This window comes from Streptomyces kunmingensis (assembly GCF_039533535.1).
Lineage (GTDB): Bacteria > Actinomycetota > Actinomycetes > Streptomycetales > Streptomycetaceae > Streptomyces > Streptomyces kunmingensis.
This window is the reverse complement of the sequence record NZ_BAAATS010000014.1, coordinates 251844-271003: the sequence shown is the minus strand read 5'-3', so window position 1 is coordinate 271003 and position 19160 is coordinate 251844. Positions and strand designations below refer to the sequence as shown.

17 protein-coding genes and 1 riboswitch are annotated in these 19160 nt (G+C 68.9%); of the genes, 5 read left to right on the top strand and 12 right to left on the bottom strand.

The genetic code is table 11. From position 1 onward, the window contains the following. Positions 1 to 39 precede the first annotated feature (39 nt). From ABD366_RS18390 to ctaE, 6 genes are all read right to left on the bottom strand, one after another. Entirely contained in the window at positions 40 to 1431 is a 1392-nt protein-coding gene (locus ABD366_RS18390) for an aminotransferase class V-fold PLP-dependent enzyme (protein WP_324766457.1), read from the bottom strand. A 243-nt stretch (positions 1432 to 1674) separates the two neighbouring features. Then, positions 1675 to 1792: riboswitch (SAM riboswitch) on the bottom strand. Positions 1793 to 1887: 95 nt separating this feature from the next. Beyond that, positions 1888 to 2952: an anthranilate phosphoribosyltransferase gene (gene trpD / locus ABD366_RS18385; protein WP_324766458.1), complete on the bottom strand. Its 1065-nt coding sequence runs from the start codon at positions 2950 to 2952 to the stop codon at positions 1888 to 1890. A 122-nt stretch (positions 2953 to 3074) separates the two neighbouring features. Then, positions 3075 to 4712, bottom strand: coding sequence for a cytochrome bc1 complex cytochrome b subunit (gene qcrB, locus ABD366_RS18380; protein ID WP_324766459.1), 1638 nt, complete (start codon positions 4710 to 4712; stop codon positions 3075 to 3077). Further along, positions 4709 to 5764, bottom strand: a complete 1056-nt coding sequence (gene qcrA / locus ABD366_RS18375) for a cytochrome bc1 complex Rieske iron-sulfur subunit (protein ID WP_324766460.1) — start codon at positions 5762 to 5764, stop codon at positions 4709 to 4711. The genes qcrB and qcrA overlap by 4 nt, the downstream gene beginning before the upstream one ends. Beyond that, positions 5761 to 6570: a cytochrome bc1 complex diheme cytochrome c subunit gene (gene qcrC, locus ABD366_RS18370; protein WP_324766461.1), complete on the bottom strand. Its 810-nt coding sequence runs from the start codon at positions 6568 to 6570 to the stop codon at positions 5761 to 5763. Before qcrC ends, qcrA begins: the two co-directional genes overlap by 4 nt. Positions 6571 to 6651: 81 nt before the next feature. Further along, a complete protein-coding gene (gene ctaE, locus ABD366_RS18365) occupies positions 6652 to 7272 on the bottom strand; it encodes an aa3-type cytochrome oxidase subunit III (RefSeq protein ID WP_161305463.1) in 621 nt (206 codons plus the stop codon). Between the two features lie 175 nt (positions 7273 to 7447). On the opposite strand from ctaE, the gene ABD366_RS18360 reads away from it, so the two are divergent. Then, positions 7448 to 7849 carry a DNA-binding transcriptional response regulator gene (locus tag ABD366_RS18360; protein ID WP_324766462.1) on the top strand — a complete coding sequence of 134 codons (402 nt, stop codon included), beginning with the start codon at positions 7448 to 7450 and terminating at the stop codon, positions 7847 to 7849. Between the two features lie 72 nt (positions 7850 to 7921). Here ABD366_RS18360 and ABD366_RS18355 read toward each other — a convergent pair whose 3' ends face one another. From ABD366_RS18355 to ctaC, 4 genes are all read right to left on the bottom strand, one after another. Continuing rightward, positions 7922 to 9175, bottom strand: coding sequence for a L,D-transpeptidase (locus ABD366_RS18355; protein ID WP_324766463.1), 1254 nt, complete (start codon positions 9173 to 9175; stop codon positions 7922 to 7924). Positions 9176 to 9314: 139 nt separating this feature from the next. Further along, the gene (locus ABD366_RS18350) at positions 9315 to 9713 is read right to left on the bottom strand and encodes a cytochrome c oxidase subunit 4 (RefSeq protein WP_324766464.1); all 399 of its coding nucleotides are present in this window, start codon (positions 9711 to 9713) and stop codon (positions 9315 to 9317) included. Further along, positions 9710 to 11446, bottom strand: a complete 1737-nt coding sequence (gene ctaD, locus ABD366_RS18345) for an aa3-type cytochrome oxidase subunit I (protein WP_324766465.1) — start codon at positions 11444 to 11446, stop codon at positions 9710 to 9712. Before ctaD ends, ABD366_RS18350 begins: the two co-directional genes overlap by 4 nt. Further along, a complete protein-coding gene (ctaC, locus tag ABD366_RS18340) occupies positions 11443 to 12402 on the bottom strand; it encodes an aa3-type cytochrome oxidase subunit II (protein WP_324766466.1) in 960 nt (319 codons plus the stop codon). The genes ctaD and ctaC overlap by 4 nt, the downstream gene beginning before the upstream one ends. A 322-nt stretch (positions 12403 to 12724) precedes the next feature. Between ctaC and ABD366_RS18335 the strand changes: the two genes are divergently transcribed. Next, positions 12725 to 14107: a cysteine desulfurase/sulfurtransferase TusA family protein gene (locus ABD366_RS18335; protein ID WP_324766467.1), complete on the top strand. Its 1383-nt coding sequence runs from the start codon at positions 12725 to 12727 to the stop codon at positions 14105 to 14107. A gap of 126 nt (positions 14108 to 14233) precedes the next feature. Here ABD366_RS18335 and ABD366_RS18330 read toward each other — a convergent pair whose 3' ends face one another. Next, on the bottom strand, positions 14234 to 15208 hold the full coding sequence (locus tag ABD366_RS18330; protein WP_324766468.1) for a carbohydrate kinase family protein: 975 nt from the start codon (positions 15206 to 15208) through the stop codon (positions 14234 to 14236). Positions 15209 to 15351: 143 nt separating this feature from the next. Between ABD366_RS18330 and ABD366_RS18325 the strand changes: the two genes are divergently transcribed. After that, complete coding sequence (locus ABD366_RS18325; RefSeq protein ID WP_324766469.1) at positions 15352 to 15561, top strand: hypothetical protein; 210 nt, start codon at positions 15352 to 15354, stop codon at positions 15559 to 15561. Positions 15562 to 15674: 113 nt separating this feature from the next. After that, positions 15675 to 17180 carry a hypothetical protein gene (locus ABD366_RS18320; protein ID WP_324766470.1) on the top strand — a complete coding sequence of 502 codons (1506 nt, stop codon included), beginning with the start codon at positions 15675 to 15677 and terminating at the stop codon, positions 17178 to 17180. A gap of 82 nt (positions 17181 to 17262) precedes the next feature. Here ABD366_RS18320 and ABD366_RS18315 read toward each other — a convergent pair whose 3' ends face one another. Further along, a complete protein-coding gene (locus ABD366_RS18315) occupies positions 17263 to 17619 on the bottom strand; it encodes a HesB/IscA family protein (RefSeq protein ID WP_324766471.1) in 357 nt (118 codons plus the stop codon). A gap of 257 nt (positions 17620 to 17876) precedes the next feature. Between ABD366_RS18315 and nadA the strand changes: the two genes are divergently transcribed. After that, complete coding sequence (nadA, locus tag ABD366_RS18310; protein ID WP_324766472.1) at positions 17877 to 19073, top strand: quinolinate synthase NadA; 1197 nt, start codon at positions 17877 to 17879, stop codon at positions 19071 to 19073. The last annotated feature ends 87 nt before the right edge of the window (positions 19074 to 19160 follow it).

Genomic DNA, 19160 nt, shown 5'->3' with positions numbered 1-19160 from the left:
GGCTTTCGTCGTGGCTGAGCGCGCCGTTCCCCGCGCCCCTTACGGGGCGGGGACGCAGCGGCCTTCTTCGGTCCGGTAGGCCCACTTGGCACCGTCCCGGACCAGTTCCTTCACGGCCGAGACGAACCGCTCGACGTGCTCGTCCGGCGTACCCGCGCCAAAACTGACCCGGATCGCGTTCAGCGACTTCTCACCAGGTGCCGCCTCGGGCGCCCCGCACTCGCCCTGGGTCTGCGGGTCGGAGCCGAGCAGCGTCCGCACGAGCGGGTGGGCGCAGAACAGGCCGTCCCGCACCCCGATCCCGTACTCGGCGGAGAGCGCGGCGGCGAAGTGCGAGGAGTTCCAGCCCTCGACGACGAAGGACAGGACGCCGACGCGCGGGGCGTCGTCCCCGAACAGGGACAGCACCTTCACCTCGGGGACCTCAGCGAGCCCCTCGCGCACCTTGCGGATCAGGAACTGCTCACGGGCGACCAGGTTCTCGAAGCCGGCCTCGGTCAGCGCCTTGCAGGCGGAGGCGATGGAGTACACGCCGATGACGTTCGGCGAGCCGGCCTCGTGCCGCGCGGCGCTGTCGTGCCACTCCACGTCCACACCGCCGTCGGCGCGCCGGGCGACCTTGCGGGAGGCGCCGCCGCCGGCGAGGTACGGCTCGGCCGCGCGCAGCCAGTCGGAGCGTCCGGCGAGCACACCCGAACCGAAGGGCGCGTACAGCTTGTGGCCGGAGAAGGCGATCCAGTCGACGTCCAGCTCCCGCACGGAGACCGGGTGGTGCGGGGCGAGCTGGGCGGCGTCGAGCACGATGCGGGCGCCGTGCGCGTGCGCGGCGGCCGCCAGTTCGCGCACCGGCCAGAGTTCACCGGTGACGTTCGAGGCACCGGTGACGCAGACGAGGGCGGGTCCGTGGGGGTCGCGGTCGGCGAGGGCCCGCTCCAGGGTGGCGACGGCCTCGCCCGGGGTGCGCGGCGCGTTCAGGTACGTCACGCGGGCGTCCCGCCAGGGCAGCAGCGACGCGTGGTGCTCGGTCTCGAAGACGAAGACCTGGCAGTCGGCGGGGAGCGCGGCGGCGAGCAGGTTGAGCGAGTCGGTGGTGGAGCGGGTGAAGACGATCTGGTCGTCCTCGCGGCAGCCGAGGAACTCGGCGACCGTGACCCGGGAGTTCTCGAACAGGTCGGTCGACAGCTGGGAGAGGTATCCGGCACCGCGGTGCACGCTGCCGTAGTACGGGGCGTAGGCGGCGACGTCGTCCCACACGCGCTGCAGGGCCGGCGCGCTGGCGGCGTAGTCGAGGGCGGCGTACGTCACTTCACCGCCGGTGACGAGCGGCACGGTCACGTCCCGGCCGAGCACCGGCAGCGGTGCTCCACAGGCGGGGTCGGCGGACTCGACGGAGGGGGCGGTGGTGGCGGCGGCAGTGGTGTGAGCGGACATGGCTGTCTCCCGGCAGGACAAGTCAGGACCAAGGCCCGACAAGGCGAAGTGGCGTACGCGCCCGCACGGCAGCCGACAGCAACGGCCTTGTAGCGTACGGGAATTGACCTCGACGCGGGGCGCGAACGCGCTCACGCGGAGGGTGATGGAGGTACTGAAGAAGGGGCCGGAGGCCCTAGCACATTCGCTTGCTCACGAGACTGCTCCCTCAAACGACCCAGGACCCCTGGAAAGTTCGCGAGGGGTCCGCGCTTGCCGCAAGCCTTGCTGCTTGCAGCCTGGTCTTCACCCGGGGCACCCCGCCACGGACGGAGGGTTGCCGGACAGCCGGCCGGGGCCGAAAACGCTGTCACTCATGACCTTGGGAAGCATCCTGCCATACGTTCGTGGAACGGCAAGGGCGCGGTCCGCTCTTTGAGACGAGCCGGACCGCGCCCCTGGGGCTTCACCTGCCGCTCAGCGGTTGCTGGCCGCCACCCACCGCTCCAGGGTCGCCTTGGCCGCGCCGGAGTCGATCGACTCGGCCGCCCGGTCCATACCGGCCCGGATCTGTTCGGCGAGCGTCCCGGTGCCCGGCCGGACGGCCACGAGCGCGGCGGCCGAGTTCAGCAGTACGGCGTCGCGTACGGGCCCGCGCTCCCCGTCGAGGAGGCGCCGCGCGACCTCGGCGTTGAACGACGGGTCCCCGCCCCGCAGCGCCTCGATCGGCACGGTCTCGATGCCCACGTCCCGCGGGTCGAAGACCTCTTCGCGCACGGAACCGTCGCGCACGATCCACACGCGCGAGGTGCCGGTGATGGTCAGCTCGTCGAGCCCGTCGTCGCCGCGGAAGACCAGCGAGGAGTTCCCGCGCTCGGCGAAGACCCCGGCCACGACGGGCGCCATGCGCGGGTCCGCGACCCCGACCGCCTGGGCCTTCACCCGGGCCGGGTTGGTCAGCGGGCCGAGGAGGTTGAAGACGGTGCGGATGCCGATCTGGCCGCGGGCCGCACCCGCGTACCGCAGCGCCGGGTGGAACTTGATCGCGAAGCAGAAGGTGATCCCCGCTTCTTCCGCCACCTGGGGGACGCGGGCCGGCGACAGGTCCAGGTTGACGCCCAGCTTCTCCAGGACGTCCGAGGAGCCCGAGGCCGAGGAGGCGGCCCGGTTGCCGTGCTTGACGACCTTCGCGCCGGCGCCCGCGATCACGATGGCGGACATGGTCGAGATGTTGACGGTCTTGGCGCCGTCCCCGCCCGTCCCCACGATGTCGACGGTCTCGCCGGGCACCTCGATGGTGTTGGCGTGCTCGTACATCCCGCGGACGAGGCCGGTGATCTCCCCGACGGTCTCGCCCTTGGCGCGCAGCGCGACCACGAAGGCGGCGATCTGCGCGTCGGTCGCCTCACCGCTCATGATGCGGTCCATCGCCCATGCGGTGTCGTCGGCGCTCTGGTCCCGGCCCTCGAGGAGGCCGTTGAGAACGGCGGGCCAGGAACGGGCCGCCGCGGTGTCGCCTCCAGCGGGGTTCAAAGCGCTCATGGCCGCTCCTGCTCGGTGTCATGGGGGACGGATCGGACCCACCTTATCCAGCGCCGCGGACGGCAAAGAGCCCCCGTCCAGTGCCTGGACGAGGGCTCCTGCCGTGGCGGACAGTTCAGAGATCAGTGGTGGCCGTGGCCGCTGGTGATCTCCTTGTACTCCTCGGCGGTGGGCTTGGGGATCTGGTTGTTCTCCCCGTAGAAGCCCTTCGAGAGCTTGGCGCGCGTCTTCTGCAGGCGCGACGTCTTGCGCTCGACACCGTTCTCGTCGACCGAGGGGCCGATCTCGACCGGCTGGTACTGCTCGTGCGCGGTGAGCGTGTGCAGCGCCTCGGCGTTGAGCGGCTCGTGGACCTCGATGAACTCACCGTGCGGCAGGCGCTTGATGATGCCGGACTCGCGCCCGTGCAGCACCTTGTCCTTGTCGCGGCGCTGGAGGCCGAGGCAGATCCGCTTGGTGGCGATGAACACGAGGACCGGCACGACGAAGAAGCCGACCCGGACGAACCAGGTGATCGCGTTGATCGACAGGTGGAAGTGCGTGGCCCAGAGGTCGTTACCACCACCGACGAGCAGGACGAAGTACCAGGAGATCCACGCGGCACCGAACGCCGTACGCGTCGGCACGTTGCGCGGGCGGTCCAGGATGTGGTGCTCGCGCTTGTCGCCGGTGACCCAGGACTCGATGAACGGGTAGACCGCGATCGCGACCAGGACCAGCGGGAAGATGATCAGCGGGATGAACACACCCAGGACGAGCGTGTGACCCCATGCGTTGATCTCCCAGCCGGGCATCACACGGATCAGGCCCTCGGAGAAGCCCATGTACCAGTCGGGCTGCGCGCCGGTCGACACCTGGTCGATGCGGTACGGGCCGATGGCCCAGATCGGGTTGATCGAGGCGATCGCCGCGACGACCGCGATGACACCGAAGACCAGGAAGAAGAAGCCGCCCGCCTTGGCCATGTAGACCGGGAGCAGCGGCATGCCGACGACGTTCTTCTCGGTCTTTCCGGCACCCGCGAACTGCGTGTGCTTGTGGTAGAAGACCAGGATCAGGTGGGCCACCAGCAGGCCGAGCATGATGCCCGGCAGCAGCAGGATGTGCACCGAGTAGAACCGTGCGACGAAATCGCCGCCCGGGAACTCGCCGCCGAAGAGGAAGAACGACAGGTACGTGCCCACGATCGGCACGGACAGGACCGCGCCCTCCATGAAGCGGACACCGGTGCCGGAGAGCAGGTCGTCCGGGAGCGAGTAACCGGTGAAGCCGGTGAACATGCCCAGGACGAACAGCAGGAAGCCGAACAGCCAGTTGACCTCACGCGGCTTGCGGAACGCGCCCGTGAAGAACACGCGCATCATGTGCACGAACATGGCGGCGAGGAAGATCAGCGCGGCCCAGTGGTGGATCTGCCGGATCAGCAGGCCACCGCGCACATCGAAGGAGATGTGCATGGTCGAGTTGAACGCCTCGGACATCAGCTGTCCCTGCAGCGGGATGTAGCTGCCGTGGTACTCCACCTCGTTCATCGACGGGTGGAAGAACAGCGTCAGGTACACACCCGTGAGGATGATGATGATGAAGCTGTAGAGGCAGATCTCACCGAGCATGAAGGACCAGTGGTCCGGGAAGATCTTGCGCATGTTGGACTTGGCCAGGGAGTAGATCCCCAGGCGGCCATCGGCCCAGTCGGCGACGCGCTCGCCGGCCGGCGCCTTCTCGCGGGAAGGCGCCTCGTTGGTGGTCGTAGTACTCATCCGCGCTCCCAGAAGGCAGGACCGACGGGCTCAGCGAAGTCGCCCTGCGCCACGAGGTAACCCTCGTCATCGACGTCGATGTGCAGCTGCGGCAGTGCGTGACCGGCGGGACCGAAGATCACCCGCGCACCGTCGGAGAGGTCGAAGGTGGACTGGTGGCACGGGCACAGCACGTGGTGCGTCTGCTGCTCGTACAGGGAGATCGGGCAACCCACGTGGGTACAGATCTTCGAGTACGCGACGACGCCCTCGTGGGACCACTCGAGCTCGCGCTTGTCCTTGATGTTGGCCGGCTGGATCCGGACCAGCATCAGTGCGGCCTTGCCCATGACCTGCTGGAAGTCCTCGTCGTGCTCCTCCACGCCCTCGGGCTTGGCGAAGGTGAGCGAGCCGACCGCGATGTCCGAGGCACGGAGCGGCTCGTTCGTGTTCATGTTGACGAGCTTGAGGCCCTTCTTCCACGCCGTGTGGCGCAGCTTCGTCTCCGGCAGCGGGCCGAGGTCACGAAGAAGGACGACGCCGGAGAGCGGCACCAGGGCCAGCGCGCCGAACATCGTGTTGCGGATCAGCTTGCGCCGGCCGAACTGCGACTCCCGCGCACCGTCGGCGAAGTCCGACAGGACCTGCGCCTTGACCTCGGCCGGGGCCTCGATCGGGTGACGCTCGGAGGCGACCTCGACGTCGGACATCAGGGTGCGGGCCCAGTGGACCGCGCCCGCGCCGATGCAGAACAGGGCCACGCCGAGGGTGACACCGAGCGCGAAGTTCAGCGCGCTGATGTGCCCGATCGGGAAGACGTAGATGCTCTGGTCGACGTCGATGGCGACGTACGAGGCGATGAACGCGACGGTGGCCAGCATCGAGATCGTGAACAGCATCGCCACGACGCGCTCGGACCGCCGGGCGGCCCGTTCCTCGATGTCCTGGATCCGGTGCTCGTGCTCGGGCAGCCCCGGGTCGGCGAAGGGGTTGTCCTTCGTCGGCTCGACGGAACCGTGTCCGTCGACCTGCTCTGCGGGCAGGTTCTCTTCTGGAATGTCTTGGCTACTCATGACTTCTTGGCCTTTGCGGTCCGAGCGGCGACCCAGATGGCGACGGCGATGAGGGCGCCGAGACCGAAGATCCAGGCGAACAGGCCCTCGCTGACCGGGCCGAGCCCGCCCAGCTTGAGGCCGCCGGGACTCTGCGTCTGGTCACCGTTGACCGCGTCGAGGTACGCGATGATGTCCTTCTTGTTCTGCTTGGTCATCGTCGTGTCCGGGAAGGACGGCATGTTCTGCGGGCCGGTCTGCATGGCCTCGTAGATGTGCTTGGGAGCAACACCCTCGAGGCTCGGCGCGAACTTGCCGTGCGTCAGCGCGCCGCCTTCACCGGTGAAGTTGTGGCACTGCGCGCAGTTGGTGCGGAACAGTTCGCCACCCTTGGCGATGTCCGCGCCGTCCGGGTTGTAGTCCTTGGAGGTCGGCGCGACCGGACCGGCACCCAGCGAGGCGATGTACGCCGCGAGCTGGTCGATCTCGGACTGCGAGTAGATGACCTTCTTCTTCGGGACCTGGGCGCCCGGCTGCTGGGCCGGCATACGGCCGGTGCCGACCTGGAAGTCGACGGCGGCAGAGCCGACGCCTACCAGGCTCGGGCCGTCAGAGGTGCCCTGACCGCCGGTTCCGTGGCAGCTGGCGCAGCCGACGGAGTAGAGCTTCTTGCCCTCGTCGATGGCGAGGGACTGGGCGGTTTCGTCGGCCTGCGCCTTGCTCGCGGGCGCGAACGCGGCATACAGCCCCCCGGTGGCCGCCAGCGCGAGGAGTAGGACGACGACCGCCGCCAGCGGATGGCGTCGTCGTGCGGAGAGCTTTTTCACGGATTACCCCGGTGTCAGGATCTTCTGCGTCGGTGCTACTGGAATGTGTCGGGTACTACGCCCGATGTCGTGATCTTCGAACTACTTGATCAGGTAGATCGTGGCGAAGAGGCCGATCCAGACGACATCGACGAAGTGCCAGTAGTAGGACACGACGATGGCTGCGGTCGCCTGCTCGTGGGTGAACCTCCGGGCCGCGTACGTCCTGCCGAGGACGAACAGGAAGGCGATGAGCCCGCCTGTCACGTGCATGCCGTGGAAGCCGGTGGTCAGGTAGAACACCGAGCCGTACGGGTCGGAGGAGAGCGAGAGCCCGTCCTTCTTGACCAGTTCGGTGTACTCGAAGACCTGACCGCCGATGAAGATCGCACCCATGATGAAGGTGACGATGAACCACATTCTGAGCTTCTTCACGTCACCGCGCTCGGCGGCGAACACGCCGAGCTGACAGGTGAGAGAGGAGAGCACCAGGATCGTGGTGTTCGTCGCCGAGAACGGAAGGTTCAGGCTCGAGGCCATTTCCTTCCAGTGCTCGGGTCCCGTCACCGATCGCAGGGTGAAGTACATCGCGAAGAGGGCCGCGAAGAACATCAGCTCGGAACTCAGCCAGATGATGGTTCCGACGCTGGTGAGGTTCGGTCGATTGACCGACGGGTGCGCGTGCCCGGTTTCTACTGTCGTTGCTGTCGCCACGACCGACATTATGTCGGTCGCTTATCTCGCCCTCACTCCGGGGGGTGCCGTTCGGAGTGTCTGAGGGGTGTGTCCAGCCCATATGGCCCATCGAAGGCGTGCGCGAACCGGTGTTGACGGGGTGTCGGTAGGGGTAGGCTCCGCGCCAGGTACGGCCCTTGGACACCGATGTCTCGGAGGAACGATGCAGTCGACCGCGACGGTTCTGGTCTACAGCGACGACGCCAGCACGCGGGAGCAGGTCCGCCTCGCTACCGGTCGCCGGCCCGCGTCCGACGTCCCCGAGGTGCAGTTCGTCGAGTGCGCGACCCTGCCGGCGGTCCTCAAGGAGCTGGACAGGGGCGGCATCGACGTCGTCGTCCTGGACGGCGAGGCGGCCCCGGCCGGCGGTATGGGCGTGTGCCGGCAGATCAAGGACGAGGTCTTCCGCTGCCCGCCGGTGCTGCTCCTGATCGGGCGCCCGCAGGACGCCTGGCTGGCCACGTGGAGCCGTGCGGAGGCGGCGGTGACGCTGCCGGTCGACCCGGTCGACTTCCCCGCGGCGCTGGCCTCCCTGCTGCGTTCCCGACAGGCCGTCAGCGCCTGACGCCCCGGGCGGACACGGCGCCTCCCGTACGCCTGTGACGTACGGGAGTCGGAAGTCTCACATCCGGCGGGCTCAGACCTCCGGGCTGAGCCGTGCCTGGCGTACCGGGTCCGCCTTGCCGGTGGCCGAAAGGGCGCTGCCCTCGCCCCACTTCTTCCAGCTGACGTTCCAGTCGCCGAACCCGTTGCCGAACGGGTCCATGTCCTGGCCGTAGCTGTTGACGACCTTCACGATGTCGCCCTCGCGCACCGTGTCGAAGAACCAGGCGGCGTTGCCTGTGCTCATGCCGGTGCAGCCGTGGCTGACGTTGGCGTACCCCTGGGAGCCGGTCGACCAGGGCGCGGCGTGCACGTACTCGCCGCTCCAGGTGACGCGGGTGGCGTAGTAGACGGGCAGGTCGTACGAGTCCGAGGAGCCCGCGGAGATGCCGATGCTCGTACCGCGCATACGTACGTAGTACTCCTTGCCCAGCACGACCTTGACGCCGTTGCGGGTCTCGAAGCCGGGCTTGCCCGTCGTGACCGGGATCTCGTTGATGGCCTTGCCGTTGCGGTAGACCGTCATGGAGTGCGAGCCCGCGTCGGTGACGGCCTCGACGCGGTCGCCCGTGGTGATGGTCAGGGGCTTGCTCTCGCCGCCCCAGAGCCGGTCGGTGACCTTGATGCCCTTGAGATTGCTGGACGCCGTGATGGTGGCGTGGGCGGGCCAGTACTCCTTGGGGCGGTAGTGCAGTGTCCTGCTGTCCACCCAGTACCAGGAGCCGCCGTCCGCGGAGGGCTCGGAGGTCACCTTCAGGGCTCGCTCCACGATGGCGCGGGCCTTCTCGTCCTTGACGGCCTTGTTGAGTTCGGCCGTGACGGGCTGGCCGACGCCGTACGTGCCGCCCTTCGGGCCGAAGGTGACCTTGAGCGCCTTCTGGTCGCTCGGGTCGCCCGTCTCGAAGGTGAGGACCTTGCGGCCGGGCGCGCCGTCCTCGTCCGTGGTGCTCACCCGGACCGTGTACTGGGCGTCAGCGGCCAGCGGGGACGTGGTGTGCCATCTCCGGCCGTCGGCGGCGAGTTCGCCCGCGACGTAGCGTCCCAGCGCGTCCGTGGCCGTGACGTCGGTGATGCGTCCCTCGTCGCCCTGCGCGGTGACTTCCAGGGGCTTGTCCGGATCCGCCTTCTTGCCGCCCACGGGCCCGCTGAAGGAGATCTGGCCCGCCGCGTCGTAGGGCCGGGCGGAGAGCGGGTGGCCGGAGCCGCTGCAGGCCGTGAGGCCCGCACCGAGTGCGGCCACCAGCAGGGTGCAGCCCAGAACCGTACGGATGCGCGGAGAGTGGTCCATGACCACACCGTAAGAAGGTTCGCCCTTTCCAGCGCGGTGAAATGAGCCGCACGGGGCACGGCGTCCATGCCGAAGGGCCCGGACGCTCCCTCAGGAGTGTCCGGGCCCTTCGGGCACGGGAGTTCAGAACAGCAGGGTCCTACTGGTTCTGGTTCTCACCGCGGTAGTACTCGAAGACCCAGCCCCACAGGCCGAACATGATGACGGGGGCCGAGAAGTACAGCAGCCACCAGCCGAAGACGACGCCCATGAAGGCGAGCGCGCCACCGACGGCCAGGGAGAGCGGCTGCCAGGAGTGCGGGCTGAAGAAGCCCACCTCGCCGGCGTCGTCCGCGACGTCGGCCTCCTTGTTGTCCTGCGCGCCGGTGTCGACCCGCCGGGCCGTGAAGGCCAGGTAGTAGCCGATCATGATGCACAGGCCGAACGCCAGGAAGAGCGCCGTCGTACCGGCCGGCTCCTTCGACCACACGCCGTAGACAGCGGCCATGATCAGGACGAAGAGGCTCAGCCAGATGAACATCTTGCCTTGGACCTTCACTTGCCGGCCTCCTTGCCGCCAGCGAGGGCCTTGTCACCGTGGCCGGAGTTCTCCAGCTGGTCCAGGGCCGCGATCTCAGGGTGATGCAGGTCGAACGCCGGCGATTCGGAGCGAATGCGCGGCAGGGTGAGGAAGTTGTGCCGCGGCGGCGGGCAGGACGTCGCCCATTCGAGCGAACGGCCGTAGCCCCACGGGTCGTCGACCTCGATCTTCTTGCCGTACTTGGCGGTCTTCCAGACGTTGTAGAAGAACGGCAGGATCGACAGGCCGAGCACGAACGAGGAGATCGTCGAGATCGTGTTCAGGGCGGTGAAGCCGTCGACCGCGAGGTAGTCCGCGTAACGACGCGGCATGCCCTCGACGCCCAGCCAGTGCTGCACCAGGAACGTGCCGTGGAAGCCGCAGAACAGCGTCCAGAACGTGATCTTGCCGAGCCGCTCGTCGAGCATCTTGCCGGTGAACTTCGGCCACCAGAAGTGGAAGCCGGAGAACATCGCGAAGACGACGGTGCCGAACACCACGTAGTGGAAGTGCGCCACCACGAAGTACGAGTCCGAGATGTGGAAGTCCAGCGGCGGGGCCGCCAGGATGACGCCGGTCAGACCACCGAAGGTGAAGGTGATCAGGAAGCCGATCGCCCAGAGCATCGGTGTCTCGAAGGACAGTGAGCCCTTCCACATCGTTCCGATCCAGTTGAAGAACTTCACGCCTGTCGGTACGGCGATCAAGAACGTCATGAAGGAGAAGAACGGTAGGAGCACGCCGCCGGTGACGTACATGTGGTGCGCCCACACGGTCACGGAGAGACCGGCGATGGCGATCGTCGCGCCGATGAGACCCGAGTAGCCGAACATCGGCTTTCTCGAGAACACCGGGATCACTTCGGAAATGATTCCGAAGAATGGCAGGGCGATGATGTACACCTCTGGATGGCCGAAGAACCAGAAGAGGTGTTGCCACAGCAAGGCGCCGCCATTTGCGGCGTCGAACACATGCGCACCGAACTTGCGGTCCGCCTCCAGGGCGAACAGCGCGGCGGCGAGCACCGGGAAGGCCAGCAGGACCAGCACACCGGTCAGCAGCACGTTCCACACGAAGATCGGCATGCGGAACATCGTCATGCCGGGAGCGCGCATGCAGATGATGGTGGTGATGAAGTTGACCGAGCCGAGGATCGTGCCGAAGCCGGAGAAGGCCAGACCCATGATCCACATGTCGGCGCCGATGCCCGGCGAGCGGACGGCGTCCGAGAGCGGGCTGTAGGCGAACCAGCCGAAGTCGGCCGCACCCTGCGGGGTGAGGAAGCCGGCGACGGCGATCAGCGAGCCGAACAGGTACAGCCAGTAGGCGAACATGTTCAGCCGCGGGAACGCGACGTCGGGGGCGCCGATCTGCAGCGGCATGATCCAGTTCGCGAAGCCCGCGAACAGCGGCGTCGCGAACATCAGCAGCATGATCGTGCCGTGCATCGTGAACGCCTGGTTGAACTGCTCGTTCGACATGATCTGCGTGCCGGGACGGGCCAGTTCGGCGCGCATGAAGAGCGCCAGCAGACCGCCGATGCAGAAGAACGCGAACGACGTGACCAGGTACAGCGTGCCGATCGTCTTGTGGTCAGTGGTGGTCAGCCACTTGATCACGGTCGCGCCGGGGCTCTTGGGCCGAGCCGGCAGCTCGTTCTCGTACGAGTCGTCTGCTGCCGCGGCACCCTTGGGATCGTTGAGGATGCTCACAGGTTGTTCGTCTCCCGGTTCTTCTCGTGTTCCGTCTGGGCGATGCCAGACGGGACGTAACCGGTCTGCCCCTTCTTGGCAAGGTCCTTGAGGTGCTGCTCGTAGCGCTCAGGAGAGACGACCTTCACGTTGAAGAGCATCCGGGAGTGGTCGACGCCGCAGAGCTCGGCGCACTTGCCCAGGAAGGTCCCCTCCTTGTTGGGGGTCACCTCGAACGCGTTGGTGTGGCCCGGGATGACGTCCTGCTTCATGAGGAACGGCACCACCCAGAAGGAGTGGATGACGTCACGCGAAGTGAGGACGAAGCGGACCTTCTCGCCCTTGGGGAGCCAGAGGGTCGGGCCGGGGTTGCCGGTCTGCGGGTTCCGCGTACCGGGGGTGCCGACCTCGTAGACACCGCCGGCGTTGGCCGGGAAGTCGTCCACGAAGCGCTGCGGGATGCCCGCGAGCTCCTTGGACGTCTTCGCGTCGCCGCTGACACCGGGCACGTTCTCGACGTAGTTGAAGCCCCAGCTCCACTGGTAGCCGACCACGTTGATGGTGTGCGCCGGCTTGTCGTCGAGCTTGAGCAGCTTCGACTCGTCGCGCGCGGTGAAGTAGAAGAGGACCGACACGATGATCAGCGGAACAACCGTGTACAGGGCCTCGAGCGGCATGTTGTACCGCGTCTGAGTCGGAACCTCGATCTTGGTGCGGCTACGCCGGTGGAAGATGACACTCCACAGGATCAGCCCCCACACCAGCACGCCCGTGGCGAGCGCTGCCGCCCACGAGCCCTGCCAGAGGGAGAGGATCCGTGGGCCCTCTTCCGTCACCGGAGTGGGCATACCAAGACGGGGAAAGTCCTTGTATGTGCAACCGGTAGCGGTTACCAGGATCAGGCCCGCAGTCAGCACCTGCGGCAGCTTCCGCCGCATCGGGCGCCGCGACGAGCGGTCGGAGCCGTTGGGACTCACGTAGCGCCTTCCCGAGAGTCTCGCCCGCGCTGGTTGGCTACGGCCGTCTCGCTGGTCGCTCGCCGCCCTGGCACACGGGCAGGGGTTTGGATGTTTATGCGGAGCAAACCCTACTGGACGCTATTTGGGGTCGCGCGGGGAGGGTGCCTAACGCGCCGCGGGTCACTCCGAAGGGTGGGATCGGGCCCTGTCGGGGGTTTCTGACGGGGCTTCGGTGCGGCGCCCTCCGGGGTGGGGAGTCGTGTGGAGTGGCGGCCGCGGGTGCGTCGTGGCTGGGTGCGCAGTTCCCCGCGCCCCTGAGCGGCGTTCTAGGTTTGGCAGCGTGGCGTATTTCGATGTGGCTTCTTCCGCTCCCCTTCATCCCGTTGCCCGGCAGGCGCTTCAGGCGTCCCTTGACGACGGGTGGGCCGATCCGTCGCGGCTCTACCGGGAAGGACGAAAAGCGCGGCTTCTCCTTGACGCCGCGCGCGAGGCGGCCGCCGAGGCCCTGGAGTGCCGGGCGGACGAGCTCGTCTTCACCTCGTCGGGGACGCGGGCCGTGCACGAGGGGATCGCCGGCGCGCTCGCCGGTCGTCGGCGTGTCGGGCGGCACCTGGTGGTCTCCGCGGTGGAGCACTCGGCGGTCCTCCATTCGGCGGCGGCCCATGAGCGCGGCGGCGGTGCGGTGACCGAGGTGGGCGTGGGGCGGGAGGGCGCCGTGTCCGTTTCGTCGTACGCGGATGCTCTGCGGCCCGATACCGCGCTGGCGTGTCTGCAGTCGGCCAACCACGAGGTGGGCACGGTCCAGCCGGTCGCCGGGGTGGCCGAGGCGTGCCGGGCCGCGGGCGTGCCGCTGTTCGTGGACGCGGCGCAGTCGCTCGCGTGGGGGCCGGTGGCGGAGGGCTGGTCGCTGCTGGCCGGGAGCGCCCACAAGTGGGGCGGCCCGGCGGGGGTCGGGGTGCTCGCCGTGCGCAAGGGGGTGCGGTTCGCTCCGCAAGGGCCCGCGGACGAGCGGGAGTCCGGGCGGGCCGCCGGGTTCGAGAACATCCCGGGCGTGGTGGCCGCCGCCGCCTCGCTGCGGGCCGTGCGCGCCGAGGCGGCCGGGGAGGCGGCGCGGCTGCGGGAGTTGACGGACCGGATGCGGGCGCGGGTGCCCGAGCTCGTACCGGATGTGGAGGTCGTGGGGGATCCGGTACGGCGGCTGCCGCATCTGCTGACGTTCTCTTGTCTCTATGTCGACGGGGAGACGGTGCTGCACGAGCTGGACCGGGCCGGTTTCTCGGTGTCGTCCGGGTCGTCGTGCACCAGCAGCACGCTGACACCGAGCCATGTGCTGCGCGCCATGGGGGTGGTGAGCGAGGGGAACGTACGGGTGTCGCTGCCGCTGGGGGTTGCGGAGGCGGAGGTCGAGCGGTTCCTGGCGGTGCTGCCGGGGGTCGTACATGGGGTGCGGGAGAAGCTCGGGGTGTCCGTGGCGGGCGGCGGGGACGGGGACGCGGAGGCGGTGACCGTCGACGCGCTGGGTCTGACCTGCCCGCAGCCCGTCATCGAGCTGGCCCGGGCGATCGGCCGGGTCCGGCCTGGAGGGACGGTGACCGTGCTGGCCGATGACGAGGTCGCCGCGGTTGATATCCCGGCGTGGTGTTTTACGCAGGGGCACGAGTACGTCGGGGCTTCCCCGAGGCCCGACGGGGCTTCGGCTTATGAGGTGCGGAAAGCCCCGTAAGGGGCGCGGGGAACTGCGCGAGCAACCCACGAAAAGCCGCAGACGCGTCTGCTCGTGTCATGAGCAGACGCGTCCGCGGCTTTCGTCGTGGCTGAGTGCGCAGTTCCCCGCGCCCCTGGCGGGGTCTCAGCCGAGGTAGGACTCGACCTCGACGGCGGCCTCGTCGCCGTACGCCTTGCGGAAGCGGTCCATGAACGGGGCGCGGGCCAGCGCGTACTCCTGGGTGCCCAGCGTCTCGATCACCAGCGTGGCGAGCATGCAGCCGACCTGGGCCGCGCGCTCCAGGGAGACGCCCCAGACAAGGCCCGAGAGGAACCCCGCGCGGAACGCGTCGCCGACGCCCGTCGGGTCGACCTTGGCGTCCTCCTCCGGGCAGCCGACCTCGATGGGGTCCTCGCCGACGCGCTCGATGCGCACGCCGCGCGCGCCGAGGGTGGTGACGCGGTGGCCGACCCGGGCCAGGATCTCGGCCTCGGTCCAGCCGGTCTTCGACTCGATGAGGCCCTTCTCGTACTCGTTGGAGAAGAGGTACGTGGCGCCGTCGAGCAGGAGGCGGATCTCCTCGCCGTCCATGCGCGCGATCTGCTGCGAGAAGTCGGCCGCGAAGGGGATGGACCGGGAGCGGCACTCCTCGGTGTGGCGCATCATCCCTTCCGGGTCGTCGGCGCCGATGAGCACGAGGTCGAGGCCGCCCACGCGGTCGGCGACGGTCTTCAGCTCGATGAGGCGGGCCTCGCTCATGGCACCCGTGTAGAAGGAGCCGATCTGGTTGTGGTCGGCGTCCGTCGTGCAGACGAAGCGGGCCGTGTGCAGGGTCTCGGAGATCCGGACCGAGTGGGTGTCCACGCCGTGCCGGTCCAGCCAGGCGCGGTACTCGTCGAAGTCGGAGCCGGCCGCGCCCACCAGGATCGGGCCCGTGCCGAGCTGTCCCATACCGAAGGCGATGTTGGCGCCGACACCGCCCCGGCGCACGTCGAGATTGTCGACGAGGAACGAGAGGGAGACCGTGTGCAGCTGGTCCGCGACGAGTTGGTCGGCGAAGCGTCCGGGGAAGGTCATCAGGTGGTCGGTGGCGATGGAGCCGGTGACTGCGATTCGCACGGCGAGGTCACGCTTCCTGAGGGGAGGAGATTGACGGTTCACGCTATCGGGTCGAACGCACTGCTCTGAAGTGCGCCTGAAGTGCGGAAACTACCCGATAGTAGGGCTTTTTTCGTACGCCCTGTCGTGCCTACGGTGCGGACATGACGTACGACGTGTCCTTCATGACGCAGGACGGACTCGCCGCGCTGCGCGGCGACTGTGCACGGATGGTTCCGCACTGGGTGCTGCCGCGCGCGCCCTGGGAGCCGGACCGGCCGGTGTCCGTGGCCGGCGCCGCCGGTATCCACGGCGTCGTCGTGCCCGCCGCGTCCGCCCGGCTGATCGACTCCATGGCGGATTTCGGCGACTGACGGCGCCCGGCAGGGAACCGTGCGCTCCCCTGCCACGTCCCATCGCTGTCCCCTCTTGCGGTCCTTCATGGAGGGGATGCGGGATACGACGTGGCAGCTGAAGGAGCGATGCAGTGAGCACGGAAGAGCAGACGCAGGATCGGCACCGGCGGCGGCGCACGCTGGCGGTCGCCTCGGTCGCGGCGGCTGTGCTGCTCGCCGGCGGCGGTGGCGCGTACCTCGCGACGAGCGCGTCGGGGGGCGGAGGCGGCGAGGACCGCACGGGCGGCCCGGGCGGCGACGGCACTCCCCCGCCCCTCGCCCTGGACGGCTACGCGAAGGGCGGCGGTCCGGGTACGACGAACGGGATCGCGCCCGGTGAGCCCGACCCGAACGGCACGCGCTACCGGGCGTCCGGCGATCTGCCGGACGGGCCCGGCGAGGCTCCCGTGTACCGCGCCGAGGGCGAGGTGAGCGCCGCCGAGGTGGCCGCGCTCGGCAAGGCCCTCGATGTCGGCGGCACGCCGCGGCTGGTGGACGGCGCCTGGCGGCTGGGGCCGGCCCAGGACGGTTCGGGGCCGTCGCTCCAGGTGAACCGGGAGGCGCCGGGGACGTGGACTTATGCCAAGTACGCGCCCTCGATCGGCCACAAGTGCGCGGGGAAGACGAAGTGCGCGGACCCGGCGGGCGGCGGCAGCGAGAAGGACGCGGTGAGCGAGGCCGTGGCGAAGGAGACCGCGGCGCCGGTCCTCAAGGCCCTCGGCCAGGACGACGCCAAGCTGGAAGCGGCGCAGCTCATGGGCGCGACCCGGGTGGTGAACGCCGATCCGAAGGTGGGCGGCCTGCCGACGTACGGCTGGTCGACCGGGATCCAGGTCGGTTCGGACGGGCAGGTGACCGGCGGCAGCGGGCAGTTGAAGGCGCCGGTCGAGGGCGACACGTATCCGACGGTTGGGGCGAAGGAGACGCTCGAGCGGCTGAACAGTACGGCGGCGGGCGATCGCGCGTCGGTGGGCGGGTGCGCGAGCGCGGCGCCGCTGGACGGGGGCGCGCGGAGCTCCGGGCCGGGCACGGAGCAGGGCGCCGGGTGTACGCCGTCGTCACCGCGGCCGCCGGCGTCCGCGACGGTCGCCGTCACCGGGGCCACGTTCGGGCTCGCCGCGCACTTCGTCGAGGGGCGGCAGGCGCTGGTGCCGTCGTGGCTGTTCCGGGTGGAGCCGGCCGGGGCCGGGCAGGAGTTCACCGTGACGCATCCGGCGGTGCAGCCGAAGTTCCTGGTGGCGCCGGGGAGTTCGACGTCCCCTTCGGCCTCGGCCTCGGGCGGGCCCGGGTCGGACAGCGGCGACGTACGGGTCGAGGGGTACGGGGCCGCCGGGCGGACGCTGACGCTGCACTTCAGCGGGGGCGTGTGCGCGACGTACGCGGCGGCCGCCGACGAGTCCGGGGGGAAAGTCACCGTGCGGGTGACGTCCACGGAGAAGAAGGGCACCGTCTGCATTCAGATGGCGAAGTTCTTCACGCTGCCCGTGACGCTGGACGCGCCGCTGGACGACCGGAAGGTCGTGGGCACGGACGGCGCCGCCGTCCCGCCGGCGCAGAAGAACGGGCCGGGCGGGGCCGTGCCGGCGCCGCGTAACTGAGAGTCTGGTCCTCCGACCGGCTACGGCGAAGGGCGGTCACCCCAGCTGGGGTGACCGCCCTTCGCCGTGCTTGCCTGTCGGCTTAGCTGAACGAGTCGCCGCAGGCGCAGGAGCCCGTGGCGTTCGGGTTGTCGATCGTGAAGCCCTGCTTCTCGATGGTGTCGACGAAGTCGACGGAGGCGCCGCCCAGGTACGGAGCGGACATGCGGTCGGTCACGACCTTGACGCCACCGAAGTCCTTGACGACATCGCCGTCGAGCTGACGCTCGTCGAAGAAGAGCTGGTAGCGCAGGCCGGAGCAGCCGCCGGGCTGAACGGCCACCCGCAGCGCCAGGTCCTCGCGGCCTTCCTGCTCGAGCAGAGCCTTGACCTTGGCCGCGGCGGCGTCGCTGAGGATGATGCCGTCGCTGACGGTGGTGGTCTCGTCCGATACGGACATCTACATCTCTCCCGGGTTGTACGGAGACTGCTTGCCGACCATTGCAACCGGCAAAGGCCCGGATCCATTCCGGATCGGCGGGGCATTTCGCGCTTCTCTTTCATGCTCGCACACCCGGGCCGGACGGGGCACGGGACGGCCGGGTCGGATTGCGTCACATCGACGACATCGCCATCGTCAAACTGACGTGAAGCGGCTATGATAGATAGCGTCATTTCGACGAAAAGTCGGTCTGCAGACAAGAAAGGGTGCGTGACGTGACCACGGCCCAGACCCCCCAGGCAGTCGTTGACCTGGACGTTTCGCCTACGCCGCTGGCTCTGCTCCTGCTCGGCCGCGAAGCCGACGCCGCGAGCGAGCGCGGCGTCGACTGCCCCGGCGACCTGCCCTCGCCGTCCGACCCCGACCTGGTGGAGCGGGCCCGCGCGGCCAAGGAGAAGCTCGGCGACAAGGTGTTCGTGCTCGGACACCACTACCAGCGTGACGAGGTCATCCAGTTCGCGGACGTCACCGGCGACTCCTTCAAGCTGGCGCGGGACGCGGCCGCACGGCCCGAGGCCGAGTACATCGTCTTCTGCGGTGTGCACTTCATGGCCGAGTCCGCCGACATCCTGACCGGGGACGAGCAGAAGGTCGTGCTGCCGGACCTCGCCGCCGGCTGCTCGATGGCCGACATGGCCACCGCGGAGCAGGTCGCCGAGTGCTGGGACGTGCTGACCGAGGCGGGGATCGCCGAGCAGGTCGTGCCCGTCTCGTACATGAACTCCTCGGCCGACATCAAGGCGTTCACCGGCAAGCACGGTGGCACCATCTGTACGTCGTCCAACGCCGAGCGGGCTCTGAACTGGGCGTTCGAGCAGGGCGACAAGGTGCTCTTCCTGCCCGACCAGCACCTGGGGCGCAACACCGCGGTGCGTGATCTGGGCATGTCGCTCGAGGACTGCGTCGTCTACAACCCGCACAAGCCGAACGGCGGCCTGACCGTCGACGAGCTGCGCGCCGCCAAGATGATCCTGTGGCGCGGGCACTGCTCGGTGCACGGGCGGTTCTCGCTGGAGTCCGTGAACGACGTGCGCGAGCGGATACCGGGCGTGAACGTGCTGGTGCATCCGGAGTGCAAGCACGAGGTCGTCGCCGCGGCGGACTACGTCGGCTCGACGGAGTACATCATCAAGGCCCTCGAAGCCGCGCCCGCCGGGTCCAAGTGGGCCATCGGGACCGAGCTGAACCTCGTACGGCGTCTTGCCAACCGGTTCGCGCCGGAGGGCAAGGAGATCGTCTTCCTCGACAAGACGGTGTGCTTCTGCTCGACCATGAACCGGATCGATCTGCCTCACCTGGTGTGGACCCTGGAGTCCCTTGCGGAGGGGCGCCTCGTGAACCGGATCGAGGTCGACCGGGAGACGGAGCAGTTCGCCAAGCTGGCCTTGGAGCGGATGCTGGCCTTGCCGTAGCCCCCCGGGGGCGCGGGGAACTGCGCGACCAGCCACGATGGCGCTGCGCTCGGCAACGCACGGGAGCCGGACGGCGAGGAGCCCGGT